The following is a 12507-nucleotide window of genomic DNA, read 5'->3' on the forward strand; positions in this document are numbered from 1 at the left end:
CTCCTATCTGCCGCCCACGTAGGCGGCCATGAGCTCGTCGTGTATGTGCGTACCGGTTCCGTTGCCGCCGAGCGCGTGGTAGACGCGGTAAACGCTGTCTGCGCGCTCCTTCTCGTCGTACGGCATCGGCGCCCCCTCCACGACGTAGCGCTTGTGCATCTTCTGCAGCTGGTCTCGCATGAGCTCGCGCATCCCCGCCATGAGGGCCGCGTGCTCGGCGTCGCGCGCCTCGTCGTGCCGGCGCACGCGAGCCCTGCTCTCCCTGAGCGAGCCGGCCAGCGCGCCTATGACGGCCGTCATGACCGGCGCCGCCACCCACCCGGCGGCCTGAAGCCACTCCATCGCATCACCACCTTCCCACCGCGCGCCAACGTCAGGAGACGCGCCCGATAGCGTACAGGTAGCACTCCATGTCGCGGGTCTGCTGGAAGCCCCTCACCCACCACTCGGCGTAGGAGGTATCGTGCTCGACGTACGCGGTGTGGATTGCGTTGTTGTTGGACTGCCTGCTCGACACGAGAAGCACCGGCGGCTCGACGAACGTGACCGGGTAGTTGACCTTGTACTGCTTGGAGTCCCCGCCGTCGGTGTCGCTCGTGGGGGTCTGGTACTTCTGGATGCACCAGCACTCGAAGGTGCCGGACTTCCAGCGGCGGTAGCGCCAGTCGCCGGACTTCCCCTGCTGGGTGATGTAGTCGACGCCGAGCTTGTCGATCGCCTCCATATTGGCGTTGATGGGGTCCGGGCTCACCGCGTCGGACTGCCCGATGACCGCGAGACCGAGGTTAGTGGTGGCCACTAGGCATCAACCCCTTCCGCCGGGCCGAGGTCCTTCCACCGGAAGCCGTTGTCGGTGCCCGGCTCGTCGACGTTGTCGTCCACGAGCGACTCCCAGAGGCGCCCGTTGTGGGTCACGCGGTCGCCCTCCGAGTAGCCGTTGGTGCTGTCGGGCTGCTCCCACGGCTGCGGACCCTCGTCGCCCGAGCCCTCCTGGCCCGGCAGGATCCGGGCCCACAGGCTGGGCGCCGCCACCGGGTTCCAGCCCGGCTGCATGACCTGCACGCCGCTCCCGATGAAGCGGTACAGATCGCCGTAGTAGTTGACGCGCGTGACGGGCATGCCCGCGTCGTTGTCCGGGCCGTAGCACGTCATGCCGTCCACGTACTGGTCGGCCAGGGCCCGCACCAGATAGGCCGCCTCGTCGGGCAGGCTCTGGAACTGCATGCGGCTGAGAGCGAGCGCGGCCTCCTGCGCCGTCCCCTCCTCCGGCACGAGCTCCCACGTCTGCGTGATGGACGTTCCGGCGCCGTCCCACCCGCTCTTGAGCCGGTAGCCGACCGGGCACTCGGGGGGCGCGGTCTCCACGACCGGGAGGCCGCTTCCGTCCGCGCTGAGGATGACTACGCCGCCAGCCAGATATCCGTTTGCCATTGCGCCAATCCCTTCTACTCCTGTCTCCCCTACGCGCATACGTAGGAGAACGATCCGTCTATCGCCCTGCAATCCACCTTCGCGCCCGTCCAAGTGACCGAGTTCAGGATGAGGGCCCCGGTGGACGCCTTGATGTAGCACACGGCTATCCCGCGCTCGCCAGCCGGCCCCTCGGCAGAGACGAGAATCCACACGTCTCTCGGGGGGCGGTATCCCGATGGGACGGTGAGTATGGTCTCGTTTTCCGTGAAGGGGCTCGTCTTGGTCACCTTGGAGTCGACAGTCACGAGCCTGCCGACCTTGTAGGCGGTCGCCGAGCCGCCCTTTCCGGAGCCCTTCGTGCACGCGGCGGAGAGCGGGGGCATGCGGAGGATGTTCGTGAAGTTCGCCGCCGTGCAGGTCGCGCCCACCCCCTGCCCCGTTCGATCGTCCTCTATGAAGACGTTCCCGGACTTGAGCCCCATGTAGACCTTGTTGGAGAGCAGGGACACGTTCGATCCGCTGAGGTACAGCGACTCGATAGAGCGCAGTTCCGTCGAGCTTCCGGTATAGGAAACGGACGCCTTGCCTCCGCACATCTTCACCTGAGACGAGGAGCTGTTCTTCCCAAGCTCGATGGTCGACGCGCTGAAGCTGGAGAGCACCGTGGAGCCGTTACGTATGTCCACGCCCGTTGCCTTGATGAGGGTGTTGTACGTGAGCGTCGTTGTCTGGTTTCCGACGCACAGGCCGGCACTGTCGAACTTGAGGTAGTTCGTGGCAGTCTTGGCGGCGTTGTTGGCGGCCGTCTGGGCGTTCGCCGCTGCGGTCTTTGCGGCGTTGGCCGTGGAGTTGGCGGTGTTAGCGGTGTTCTGAGCGTTTGTGGCGGTCGTTTTGGCCGAGTTTGCCGTGTTGTTGGCCGTTGTGGCCGTCGACTTCGCGCTGTCTGCCGTGCTCTTCGCCGTGTTCGCGGTGCTCACCGCGCTGGTGATCTTGACCTCCAGGCCGTCGGCGGTCTGCTCCACCGTGGTGGCCTTGGAAAGCGCGTTGTTCGCCGTGGTCTGCACGCTCGACACCGTGGTCTTAATCGAGCTGTCCTGCTGGTCGACGTAGCTCTTTGTCGCGTAGCTCGCCATGCCGGACTTGCTCTGGTAGGTCTTGGCGACCTCGGCGGTGATGCTGTCCTCGGTCTGGGTGAGGGCCGTCTTCGTGGCGTAGGTGGCCGAGGCGTCGGCGGCGCTGAGCATGTCCTCGGGGGCGGGCGACCAGTCGGTGGGCTTGTTACCCTTCTCGAGCTTCGCGCCGCACACGTACACCGTCTTGCCGGACGCCGTGCTGTCAGTTCGGATGAGCGCGTACTTCGCCACCGTCGTGCTGCCGGTGCTGTTGATCCTCCAAGTGACCCACACGCGCTTCCAGCCGGAGGACACCGGCAGGTCGGTGTTGCCGTCTCCGTAGCCGCTCGCCGCCTGGCCGTCGCTCGACGCCACGCGCATGGTCGTGGCGTAGCCGGTCGCGCCGTAGAAGTACGCGCGCACCTTCCCTCCGGTGCCCTTGATCCAGAAGGACAGCGTGAACTCCTCGCCGAGCGCGAACTCGTTGACGAGCCACTCGCCGACCACCTGCTGCGCCGTCCCGCTCTTGGTGCCGCCGCGCACGGTGAGCCCCTGGTACTTCTCCGACTGCACTGTCCAGCCCGAGCGCAGGTAGCCGTTCTCGGTCGAGGCGTAGCCGGAGTTCGTGAACGCCTTGGTTCCCAGCAGCAGGTTCGTCCCGCCCACCGAGATGCCGTCCACGTCCTCCTGCGTGGCGTACTTCGCCGCGACCTCGGACTTGATCTGGCTGGCCGTCTGGTCGACCGACGACTTCGTGGCGTAGGAGCTGAGGCTCGCCTTGGTGGCGTAGGTGGAGCTGGCGTCGGTCTTCTTGAGGTAGGTCTGGGAGACGGTGGTCTTGAATCCGTCGATCGACTGCTGGGCCGACGTGGCCTTGGTGAGGGCGTCCGAAGCCGTGGTGGCGGTCTGCTCCACCTTGGTGTTGATGCCGTCGACCGTGGCCGAGAGCGACGTGACCCGGCTTATGGCCGTGCTCGCGTTCGTGCTCGCGGAGTTCGCCGTGGTCTGGGCCTTGTCCGCCGCGGACTTGGCGTTTGACGCGGCGGTCTTGGCGCTGTCCGCCGTCGACTGGGCGGTGTCCACGTCCTCCTGGACCGCCGTGATGGTCGTCTTGAGCCCGTTGGCCGTGGCCTCGACGCTGGTGGCCTTGCTGAGGGCCGAGTCGGCGGTCTTGGCCGTCTCCGTGAGGTCGGCGCGTATGCCGCTCGCGGTCTGCTCCACCTCGGTGGCCTTGTCCATCGCGTTTTCCGCCGCCGTCGCTGCCTCGGTGATCTTGGTCGTGAGCGAGCTGGACGTGGCGCTGAGCGACGCCTGGGTGGCGTAGGTCTTGCTCGCGTCGGTCTTTGACAGGTAGTTGTTGGAGAGGTCGGCCTTGATGCCGTTCGCCGTGGCCTCGACGCTGGTCGCCTTCGAGAGTGCGTCGGTGGCCGTGTCGGTGGCCTGGGTCACGTCCGCCTTGACGCCCTCCACGGTGGCTGAGAGGCTGGTCACGGTCTCCTGCGTGCCCTGGGCCGTGGTGAGCGCGCTCTCGGCGGTGGCCTTCACGCCGTCGACGGTCTGCGACAGCTCGGTGGCCTGCTTCAAGGCATTCCCGGCGTCCTCCACCGCGCCCTCGATCTTGGTCCCCTGGTCGGTCACGGTCTTTGTGACGTCGGCTATCTTGCCGGAGAGGTCGGCGGCGGTGGAGCTCAGGTCGGAGGCCACCTGGTCCGCCTTGGCCGCCGCGTCCTTCGACGCCTGGACGGCCTGCTCGACCTGCTGGGCCTGCTGGTCTGCCTTGTCCCACGCCTCGTCGGCCTTGTCCGATGCCGACTGAGCCTGCTTCTTGATCGCGGCCACGTCGGCGTCGACGCCCTCCATGGCGCCGTGGAGGCCCTCCAGCTCCTCGTCCATCGTGGCCATGTCCTCGGTGAGCTTGCCCACGTCTTCGATGGCCTGCTGGGCCTGCTGCTTCGCGTCCTCGGCGTCCTTGCCCACGATCACGAGGTCGCCGCGCACGGACTCGATGGAGTCCTCGGCGGCGGTCACGCGGTCGAGCGCCCCGTCGATGCTCGCGTTCAGGCGGCGCAGGAAGGCGGACTGCTGGCCGGTGAGGCTGTCGTAGGTGACCCCGAGGGTGTAGCTCGTCTGCGAGGGGTCCATGAGGTCGAGCGACATCTCCTGCACGGTCAGGTACTCGTCGACGCCGTGCAGGGCCGAGCGCACGCGCGCCGCCTGACCCACGCGCAGGTGGCGGTAGCCCTCGCGGTAGAGCGCCATGTCCACGGCGCGGCACTCGACCGTCACCGACGGCGAGAGCAGCGTCCTCAGCCCGGCGACCGCGCCGCGCGCGAGGGAGGCGGCGTCCTCGGCCCCCTTCACCTCGTAGCGCTCCTCGCGGTAGCCGAACGCGGCGACCGAGGCCGGGTCGAACACGGCGTCGCCGCTCACCGAGAACCCGGCGTTGCGCACGAGCGCGAGCGCCGCCTCCGGGGCGCCCTCGAGGGTGAGGTCGCCGGAGTACGGGGCCACGGCGCTGAACCTGCCCTCGGTCGATCGCGTCACGGCGATGTCCACGACGTTCTCCCCGAGGTCGATGATCTGGTCGGCCGCCTCGTGGACGTCGGCCCACAGGTCGAGCCTGCCGCCTCCGGGGTACGGCGTGAACTCCAGCATGCCGCCGCGGGAGAGCACCGCGTCCTCGACGCGCGACGCCACGGACGACCATGAGTCGTCAGATATGGCGAGGTCGCCATCGGCGATGAGGGCGCCCTGGTTCTCCCCGACCTCGATGCGGTAGCCCCCGGCGTTCCGGAGGTTGTAGCGCTCCACGAGCCAGGAGAAGTAGCCCGCGAGCGTGGAGGGGCACTTCTCGCCCTCCGAGCCGTCAGATGAGTGCGGTCGCACGAGCACGTCGTTCAGGCGGTCGACCTCCGAGACCGCCGTGACCGAGAGCAGCCCCTCGATGCCCTGTGACACCTCCGACACGGTGCCGCGGAACAGCGTCTCGCCGTCCCACGCCACCTCGACCTCCGAGGAGCCCGCCTCGACCGGCGTGCCGGGCAGCACGTCCATGTCGAGGTAGGCCGCGGCGTTGACCGACTGGGATATCGAGGCCGATACGACGGACGGGGAGTCGGAGAGCCCGTCGAAGGCGAGCCCGCCGTCGATGTAGACGTAGTACACCTAGATGTACGCCTCCTCCCACTGCAGGACGACCGTGCCGTCTCCGATGAAGTCGTCCGGGTCCTGCTCGCCGTCGGCCACGGAGATTCCCGCCCACGTGTAGCGGCCCACGTCGGCCCACGTGCTCCCCGCGAGGTCGGCCCACGACGCGGGCCGGTAGCTGTAGATGGAGAGCCAGATCTCGTTGTCGCCCTCGGTGAAGGTGACCGCGGCCATGCGGTAGGTCCGCCCGGCCGGCACGGTGAAGCGGTTTCCCTCCCACTCGACCGTCACGGGGTAGTCGCACGATATGAGCGGGTGCACCGGCCTCCTGCCCGAGCGGCAGGTCACCTTGGCCCCGCCGACCGCCGACACCGACTCGGTGTGCACCTCGCGGACCTTCCACGGGTCCGCGTCGATCTCCACGGCGATGCGGCACGACGAGCGCGGCACGAAGGCGGCGGAGGTCACGGTCGCGCGCCCGTGGTAGGTGAAGCCGGGGTCCCACGAGAGGGAGAAATCGGCCTCGATGCCGTGGAGCAGCTGCACGACCTCGCGCGCCACGTCCTGCCACGCGCTCCCTCCCCTTCCGTCGTAGCAGAGGGAGAAGGCGACCTTGCGCCTCCCGTATGCGGCGTGGCCGGTGAGAGCGTCGGTGAGGTCGATGTCCACCCCGCCGGGGACCTCGACAACGCAGGTCTTCGGCGCGGGCGGGTCGCAGGATATGCTGCCGTACTCGATGTAGAGGCCGAACTCCGCGCAGAGGTCGGTTCCGCCCCAGTTGACGTCGAAGGCCGTCCTCATCGGCTGAGCGCCCCCCTCCGCTGCATCCGCCCGAGCGAGCGGTTCATGTCCCTGCTGATGCCGCCGACGAGCCTGCCGCTGTCGAGGTAGACCCCCATGCCGCGTATCTCGTCGCGCAGCGCCGCGATTGCGGCGACGACCTCGGAGGCCCCCACCGACCGCTTCGCCACGCCCTCGGCGATGATGTCCGCGAACGGCTGGCTGTACCGGCGGTTAGTGAGCGGCACGATGGCCTCGGCCCCGGCCTCGCCCACGATGTCGAGCGGCACCGCCCTGGTGGCGATGGCGCCGCCCGCGTGCATGCGCACGCCGCCGTCCGCGTGGGGGCGGATGCCTCCGCGAGCTGCGTATTTCGGGATGGTCCCCGAGTAGACGCGGTTTTCGGTCTGGTTGATGGTTCGGTTGGTGACGGTGAGCGTCACGGACTTGTCGTGCATCCCCGCTATCGACCTGACGAGGTTGTCGACCGCGCGCTGCGCGACGCCAGTCACGGCGTTTCCCGTGGCCTGAGCTGTTGTGGACTTCGGAATCAAGTCGGTACCGTTCCAGACCCATACCCTGTTCTGGGAGTCGATGAGCTCGGCGTCTCCGACCGACACACCGGTGTCCTTCCACACCAAATCCGTGCCGTTCCACACGACGGCGCGGCCCTGAGCGTCTGAGAGCTGCATGCTGTCGACGGTCACCGCAGCGTCCTTGCCAAGCAGTGGCACGGCGTTGTACCCGTCAACCGCCACACCCATGTCAGAGAGCGCCTCGGTGACCGACTTAGCCGTTCCGTCCCATTGTGCCGCAACCTGAGCGAGCTGGACGTCAGTTAGCCCGGAGAACGTAGACAGCGACACGCCCGACGCCTCAAGGTCTGCGGCGAAGTCCGCAGCGTCACCGCCGGTCTCTTCGAAGAACGCGGCGAGCGCGCCCGACCCGTCAACGAGGTCCGCGAAGCTCTGTGTGCCTCCTGCGGCGGCATTACCAATCTGTGTCTCAAGGCGCTCGGCCGCCGCGCCCGTCTCCTCCATCTGAGACTCCACCTCGGCGAGGTTTGCCTTGGCTTCGTCCAGATCCTGTTTGGCATAATTGGAGCCGACCTTGCCGTATTTGGAAAGGGCCTCATCGTACGCCTTCTCGGCATCGCTCACCTGAGCGAGCGCGCGAGCGTACTCCTCCGCCTGCTCCGCCTGCTCGGAGTAGATGTTCTTCAGCTTGTCGCTCGCGGCATCGATCTTAGCCTGCTGTATCTGGGCGTCTATGAGATCGTAGATACTTTCCTTGGCGACGGTCGCCCCGTCCGCCATGACCTGATACGCGCCACCGGAATCCTTCACGACCTCGTAACTCGTGCCGCACTGGTCGTTGAGCACCTCCACGGCAGCTCGGAGCGAGCCGAGCCGCTGCGCGGACAGGTCAGTCTGACCGGCGTAGTCCGCGACGGCCTGTCGGGCGTCCTGCAGCTGGGATATGTTGGCCGACGTATTTCGGTTCAACTCGTCGAACTGCGAGCCGAGATCGGTGATGGACTGCCAGTTCTCCTGTATCTCGTCGCCGAGCGAAGATATCTCCGCACCCAGCATGCGCGGCGAATCGGATGCTGCCTCGATAGAATCGGCAGACGTCTCCGCAGCGCGCCCCAGCACCTCAAGCGCCTCGGCCTGAACGCGTGCCTCGCGTTCGCCCTCCGTGGCGCAGGAGACGAACGACGCGATGCCGCTGCCGACGATGGCGATGCCCGCAGCAGCTAGCGCCGTCGCGCCCGGAAACTGGCCCATCACGCCCACCAGCTTGGTGAGCGGGGTCGTCGCCTTGCCCGGAGCAGTCGCGAAGTCGAGCAGCTTGGTCTGCAGCCCTCCGATGAGGTCGGAGGCCCCGCCGACCACCTTGCCCACGCCCTCTATGCCTCCGCCGAGCACCTGCATGCCCTTGCCGGCGACGGTGAGCGCGGGGCCGGCGAGCGCCGCTTTCGCCACGAGCCCGATGAGGTCGCCCTGCGCGGACTCGGACATGTCCGAGAATCCCTCCATGGCGTCGGCGGCGGCGGAGAGCACGTCGGAGACGGACTCGAGGCCGCGCTCCATGTGCGGCAGAAGCGACTCCACGAACGGCCCCGCCGCGTCGACGACCTCCGAGAAGGAGTCCTTGAGCTCGGCGTACGCGTCGCTTTCGCGCAGCTCCATGAGCGGTTGGGTGAGCGAGTCCGCGAGGTTGGAGGCCAGCCCCGCGAGCGTCTGCGACTGCTTCTCCATGAGGCCGCCGTAGCGCGCCTCCATGCCGGAGATGAGCGCGTCGATGGCCGTCGCGGAGTCGACCGCGCCCGCCGTGACCTTCTCCTGCGCGCCGGCCACGTCGGTGCCGATTGCGTCGGCGAGCATCTGCCACGCGGGGATGCCCTGCTCGGTGAGCTGGAGCATCTCCTCCGCCTGCACCTTGCCCTTGGCCTGCATCTGGCCGAGCGCGCGCGTGACGGCCTCGATCCCGGCCTGCCCGGTGCCGAGCGCCGCCGTGGCGTCGCCGACGGCGGTGAGCATGGGGATGACGTCCTCGGCGGTGAAGCCGTAGGCAAGCAGCTGGCGCGTCGCCGTCTGCAGGCCCGACAGCTCGAAGGGGGTCTTGGCCGCGAAGTCGGCGAGGTCCGCCATCATGTCGCGCGCGGCCTCTGCGCTGTCGAGCATGGTGGTGAAGCTCATATCGGTGGTCTCGGCGGCGCTGGCGGTGGAGAGCGCGAACGCCCCCACGCCGGCGGTCGCCGTCGCGAGCGGCAGCGTGATGCCCTGCGTGAGCTTTCCGCCGAGATCGGCCGCGCTCGAGCCGAGGTTGGCCAGGGAGGATCCCGCCGCCTGCATCTTCGCGCCCGCCGCCGAGCCCTTGGCGGCGATGGACCCCAGCAGGGTCGACTGACGAGACAGCGTCGAGTTGAGACCCGAGGCCTCGGCCGCGAGGTCCTCCTGGGCGTCGGCCAGCCTCGACTGGACGTCCGCGAGGCGCTCTCCGGACGATTCGAGCCTCTGCTGGGCGCGCTGCAGGTTGAGCTGGGCCTGCGCCGCCTGCGACGAGTCCTCTCCGTGGTCCCTGACGGCCTCCGACAGGCGCTTTTGCGCCACCTCCACCTCTTTCGAGGCGTTGGCCATGTTGCGGTACGCCTTGTCGAACGACCTCTCCGCGCTCTTGACGGCGGACTCGAGGCTCCTCAGGCCGTCGGTCTTGACCGACTTGCCCAGGGCGTCGGAGAGCGACTTGCCCATGCGCTGGCCGCTCTTGGACAGATCGACGCCCTTGAGCTGCGCGTCGATGCTCTTCGCCGCCCCCTTGAGCGAGGGGATGAGCGTCACGTAGGCGCTCGCGAGCTCGATGCCTCCGGCCATGCGCTACCTCCTGTCCTCGGGGATGCCGAGTAGCTCGGCTATCTCGTCCATTTCGTCGGATGTGTACTCGGTGCGGCCCTCGGCCTCGCGCTCCCGCTCGCGCGGGCTCATGACGCGCGGCGGCTCGGCGTTGCCGGGCAGCGAGCGGTCGGTGCGCTGCCACCAGACGACGGCGCACGCGTCGGCCGCCGCGGCGATGAGGCGCTCCGCCTCGCTCCACCCGTCGCCCTCGGCGCGCGCCACGGCGCTGTCCGAGGGAAGGTGCGCGGCCATGGCGGACGCGTCCCTCCACGAGACGCGCCCGCCTATGTCGTCCACCGATACCCCGTAGAAGCGTCGGAAGTCGGCGCGCAGCTCGCTGTCGCGGAGGGCGATGAGAGCGCCGAGCCTCGCTAGTTTTTTAGCTCCGCCACCGCCTCGATGACGGAGTTGACGAACGCGGTCACCGCCGAGATGGGCAGGCGGCCGCCGTTGCGCCCGCGCAGCTCCGCCATGACGCGGTCGTGCGCGTCGCCCAGCACGAGGCGGTTCTGGCGCACGATGGCGCGCGACCGCTCGGCGGGCGTCGACGCCGGGTCGTAGATCACGGTGGAGCACTCGGCGATCTCGTAGTCGTCGGCGGGGTCCACGGCGACCCCCACGGAGATGCCGTCCACCTCGACGGTTGTGCCCTTGGGGGCCGTCTTCCTAGCCGCCATCGCTATTCACCGCCAGCGGAGGTCTCGGTGCTGTCGATGTAGTCGACGTAGTAGTCGCCGAGCCCGGCGTCGAGCAGCACCGCGAAGGTCATGTCCTTGCCCACGAGCTCGGTGTAGCTCATGGTCTCGTTGCCGAGCTGGTTGGGGACGACCTGCGGGATCACCTTGCGGTCCTTGCGGCCGTCGGCGAGCAGCGCCTCGATGACGGCGGAGTAGACCTCGGCGTTCGGGCCCTTGTCGTGGACGGTGAGCACGCCTTCCGCATCGGTGACGTTGTCCTGTCCGTACACGACCTTGAGTCCGTCGGCCTTGAGCTCGCGGAAGACGCACTGCATGGTCTTCTCCACCTCGCCGGCGGACGTGGCGATCGCGTCGCCGTTGGCGTCGCGCCCGGTGTTGGTGGAGCTGGAGTTGGAGAACGTGAAACCGCCGTCCCCCATGAACCCCATGTTCTTGAAGGCGGTGTCGAGCTCGGTCTTGTTGTCGGTCGGGAGCGTGGTGCCGTACGGCGCGATGAAGAAGTACGACCCCTTCTTGAACTTCGCGTACGACGCGTTCTTGCTGTTGTTCTTGGTGGTAACCATGTCGGCGTATCCTCCTATTCGTTTGCGTAGAGCTCGCACACGAGGTGGTATCGCGGCGAGCCTGATTCAAGGTCGCGGTCGCGGAACGTCGATGCGACTGAGGCGTGCGCCACGTTCTCGACCGCCCCGGGCATGTCCGCCAAAGCGTCACCGACCGACTGCGCGAGAAGCGCCGCATCGCGACGGCTGCCCGCCCAGCACTGGATGTCGAGGACGGGCCGCGAAGTCGGACCCTCGCCCGCGCCGCCTCCGGTCCGCTCCACGACCACGAGGGTCGATGGCCTCGGGTCGGGAACGTCGTAGTAGGCGGGCGCCCCGACGCAGCAGGCGTTCAGGTAGTCCACGCATGCGCGCTCGGCGTCCATGCGCTCACCTCCCCGCGTCGATGCTCTTCAGGAGCGTGTTGCGCTTGTTCTGCGACCGGACGCCGTGGGGCGACGAGGAGACCACGCGGGCCATCGCCCTCCCCTTGGTGGACGACTCCACGGCGGTGAACGGCTCGTTGACCATATCGTCCGGCGATGCCTTGGCACGCGCGCTCGCCGCGATGCGCTCGGCGCGGGCCATGATGTCCGCAGCGACGGAGGGGTCCGTCAGGAGCGCCCGCGCGCCGGCGCTGTTGATCTTCACCCTGATTCCGCTAGCCATTGACGCGCTCCACCTCCGCCGTGTAGTTCCACGCGCCGGGGACGTTCGCGGCCGTGTACGGCTGCGGGTCGCCCACCACGGCGCACTCGACGCCGCGCACGATGACGTGGCACCCGCGCAGCGACGCGGTGAAGGTCTTGGGGAAACCGAGCGTGAAGGATGCGCGCGTGCCGTCGGGCCGCGTGGTGTCCTCCACGTCTGCGGTGGAACTCGGCGCGACGAGGACGTTACCCACCTCGGTGTCCGCCCACGCCACGGACCGATCGCCGTGCGCGTCGTAGGAGACCGTAGGCGTGAGCACCGTCACCGTCTCGCCGGTGAGCAGCTGCGGCAGGTGGTCGAGCCTCACCATATGGCCTCACCAGCCCGGTCGTGAATGGCGGGGCGGATGGAGGACACCGCGCCGCCACGGATGCCGAGCGCGCGGCGCTCCGAGGCGGTCAGGTAGAAGTCCTCCGTGGGGTTGGCCACGGACACGCTCGCCGTGTAGCCCACTCCCCCCTGGCTGTAGCTCGACAGGCCCGCGAGGTCGCCCGCGCTGAGCGAGCGGTGGACCACGGCGCACGCGGTGCGGGTGAGGTTCGCCCGCTGGAGCTCGTATCCCGCGTCCTCGGGCGCGAGCAGGCGGAGCCCCGGGTAGTCCGCGACGAAGGCCGAGGCGTCGCCGAGCAGGGTGGTCACCCGCTCGGCGTCCTCCACCTCGCCGTAGCGCGCCTCGTATTCCTCGACGGTGGCGAAGGGCTCCATG

Annotated in this window: 13 protein-coding genes; all 13 read right to left on the reverse strand. The window is 68.4% G+C overall.

Going from position 1 to position 12507, the window contains the following annotated elements; translation table 11 throughout:
* Positions 1 to 3: 3 nt before the first annotated feature.
* Positions 4 to 342, reverse strand: a complete 339-nt coding sequence (locus B5G20_RS04905; protein ID WP_087355583.1) for a hypothetical protein — start codon at positions 340 to 342, stop codon at positions 4 to 6.
* A gap of 31 nt (positions 343 to 373) precedes the next feature.
* Positions 374 to 799 (reverse strand): hypothetical protein, encoded by a 426-nt coding sequence (locus B5G20_RS04910; protein WP_087355585.1) that lies wholly within the window; start codon positions 797 to 799, stop codon positions 374 to 376.
* Positions 799 to 1431 (reverse strand): hypothetical protein, encoded by a 633-nt coding sequence (locus B5G20_RS04915; protein WP_143750218.1) that lies wholly within the window; start codon positions 1429 to 1431, stop codon positions 799 to 801. The genes B5G20_RS04910 and B5G20_RS04915 overlap by 1 nt, the downstream gene beginning before the upstream one ends.
* A 29-nt stretch (positions 1432 to 1460) precedes the next feature.
* Positions 1461 to 5690: an alanine-zipper protein gene (locus B5G20_RS04920; RefSeq protein ID WP_087355589.1), complete on the reverse strand. Its 4230-nt coding sequence runs from the start codon at positions 5688 to 5690 to the stop codon at positions 1461 to 1463.
* The gene (locus B5G20_RS04925; protein WP_087355591.1) at positions 5691 to 6473 is read right to left on the reverse strand and encodes a hypothetical protein; all 783 of its coding nucleotides are present in this window, start codon (positions 6471 to 6473) and stop codon (positions 5691 to 5693) included.
* Positions 6470 to 9829, reverse strand: a complete 3360-nt coding sequence (locus B5G20_RS04930; RefSeq protein WP_087355593.1) for a tape measure protein — start codon at positions 9827 to 9829, stop codon at positions 6470 to 6472. The genes B5G20_RS04925 and B5G20_RS04930 overlap by 4 nt, the downstream gene beginning before the upstream one ends.
* Before the next feature lie 3 nt (positions 9830 to 9832).
* The gene (locus B5G20_RS04935) at positions 9833 to 10102 is read right to left on the reverse strand and encodes a hypothetical protein (RefSeq protein WP_087355595.1); all 270 of its coding nucleotides are present in this window, start codon (positions 10100 to 10102) and stop codon (positions 9833 to 9835) included.
* Positions 10103 to 10221: 119 nt separating this feature from the next.
* Positions 10222 to 10527, reverse strand: a complete 306-nt coding sequence (locus B5G20_RS04940) for a hypothetical protein (RefSeq protein ID WP_087355597.1) — start codon at positions 10525 to 10527, stop codon at positions 10222 to 10224.
* Between the two features lie 2 nt (positions 10528 to 10529).
* Complete coding sequence (locus tag B5G20_RS04945) at positions 10530 to 11111, reverse strand: hypothetical protein (protein WP_087355599.1); 582 nt, start codon at positions 11109 to 11111, stop codon at positions 10530 to 10532.
* A 14-nt stretch (positions 11112 to 11125) separates the two neighbouring features.
* Positions 11126 to 11476, reverse strand: coding sequence for a DUF3168 domain-containing protein (locus B5G20_RS04950; protein ID WP_087355601.1), 351 nt, complete (start codon positions 11474 to 11476; stop codon positions 11126 to 11128).
* Between the two features lie 4 nt (positions 11477 to 11480).
* Positions 11481 to 11759: a hypothetical protein gene (locus tag B5G20_RS04955; RefSeq protein WP_087355603.1), complete on the reverse strand. Its 279-nt coding sequence runs from the start codon at positions 11757 to 11759 to the stop codon at positions 11481 to 11483.
* Complete coding sequence (locus tag B5G20_RS04960; protein WP_087355605.1) at positions 11752 to 12111, reverse strand: hypothetical protein; 360 nt, start codon at positions 12109 to 12111, stop codon at positions 11752 to 11754. The genes B5G20_RS04955 and B5G20_RS04960 overlap by 8 nt, the downstream gene beginning before the upstream one ends.
* Entirely contained in the window at positions 12105 to 12506 is a 402-nt protein-coding gene (locus B5G20_RS04965; RefSeq protein WP_087355607.1) for a hypothetical protein, read from the reverse strand. The genes B5G20_RS04960 and B5G20_RS04965 overlap by 7 nt, the downstream gene beginning before the upstream one ends.
* Between the last annotated feature and the right edge of the window lies 1 nt (position 12507).

The organism is Collinsella sp. An7 (assembly GCF_002159335.1).
Lineage (GTDB): Bacteria > Actinomycetota > Coriobacteriia > Coriobacteriales > Coriobacteriaceae > Coprousia.

What these genes read in the sequence shown, in the direction of transcription:
- B5G20_RS04905 (WP_087355583.1), bottom strand. Translation starts at nt 342, where the DNA reads ATGGAGTGGCTTCAGGCCGCCGGGTGGGTGGCGGCGCCGGTCATGACG.
- B5G20_RS04915 (WP_143750218.1), bottom strand. Translation starts at nt 1,431, where the DNA reads ATGGCAAACGGATATCTGGCTGGCGGCGTAGTCATCCTCAGCGCGGAC.
- B5G20_RS04925 (WP_087355591.1), bottom strand. Translation starts at nt 6,473, where the DNA reads ATGAGGACGGCCTTCGACGTCAACTGGGGCGGAACCGACCTCTGCGCG.
- B5G20_RS04930 (WP_087355593.1), bottom strand. Translation starts at nt 9,829, where the DNA reads ATGGCCGGAGGCATCGAGCTCGCGAGCGCCTACGTGACGCTCATCCCC.
- B5G20_RS04935 (WP_087355595.1), bottom strand. Translation starts at nt 10,102, where the DNA reads ATGGCCGCGCACCTTCCCTCGGACAGCGCCGTGGCGCGCGCCGAGGGC.
- B5G20_RS04940 (WP_087355597.1), bottom strand. Translation starts at nt 10,527, where the DNA reads ATGGCGGCTAGGAAGACGGCCCCCAAGGGCACAACCGTCGAGGTGGAC.
- B5G20_RS04945 (WP_087355599.1), bottom strand. Translation starts at nt 11,111, where the DNA reads ATGGTTACCACCAAGAACAACAGCAAGAACGCGTCGTACGCGAAGTTC.
- B5G20_RS04950 (WP_087355601.1), bottom strand. Translation starts at nt 11,476, where the DNA reads ATGGACGCCGAGCGCGCATGCGTGGACTACCTGAACGCCTGCTGCGTC.
- B5G20_RS04955 (WP_087355603.1), bottom strand. Translation starts at nt 11,759, where the DNA reads ATGGCTAGCGGAATCAGGGTGAAGATCAACAGCGCCGGCGCGCGGGCG.
- B5G20_RS04960 (WP_087355605.1), bottom strand. Translation starts at nt 12,111, where the DNA reads ATGGTGAGGCTCGACCACCTGCCGCAGCTGCTCACCGGCGAGACGGTG.
- B5G20_RS04965 (WP_087355607.1), bottom strand. Translation starts at nt 12,506, where the DNA reads ATGGAGCCCTTCGCCACCGTCGAGGAATACGAGGCGCGCTACGGCGAG.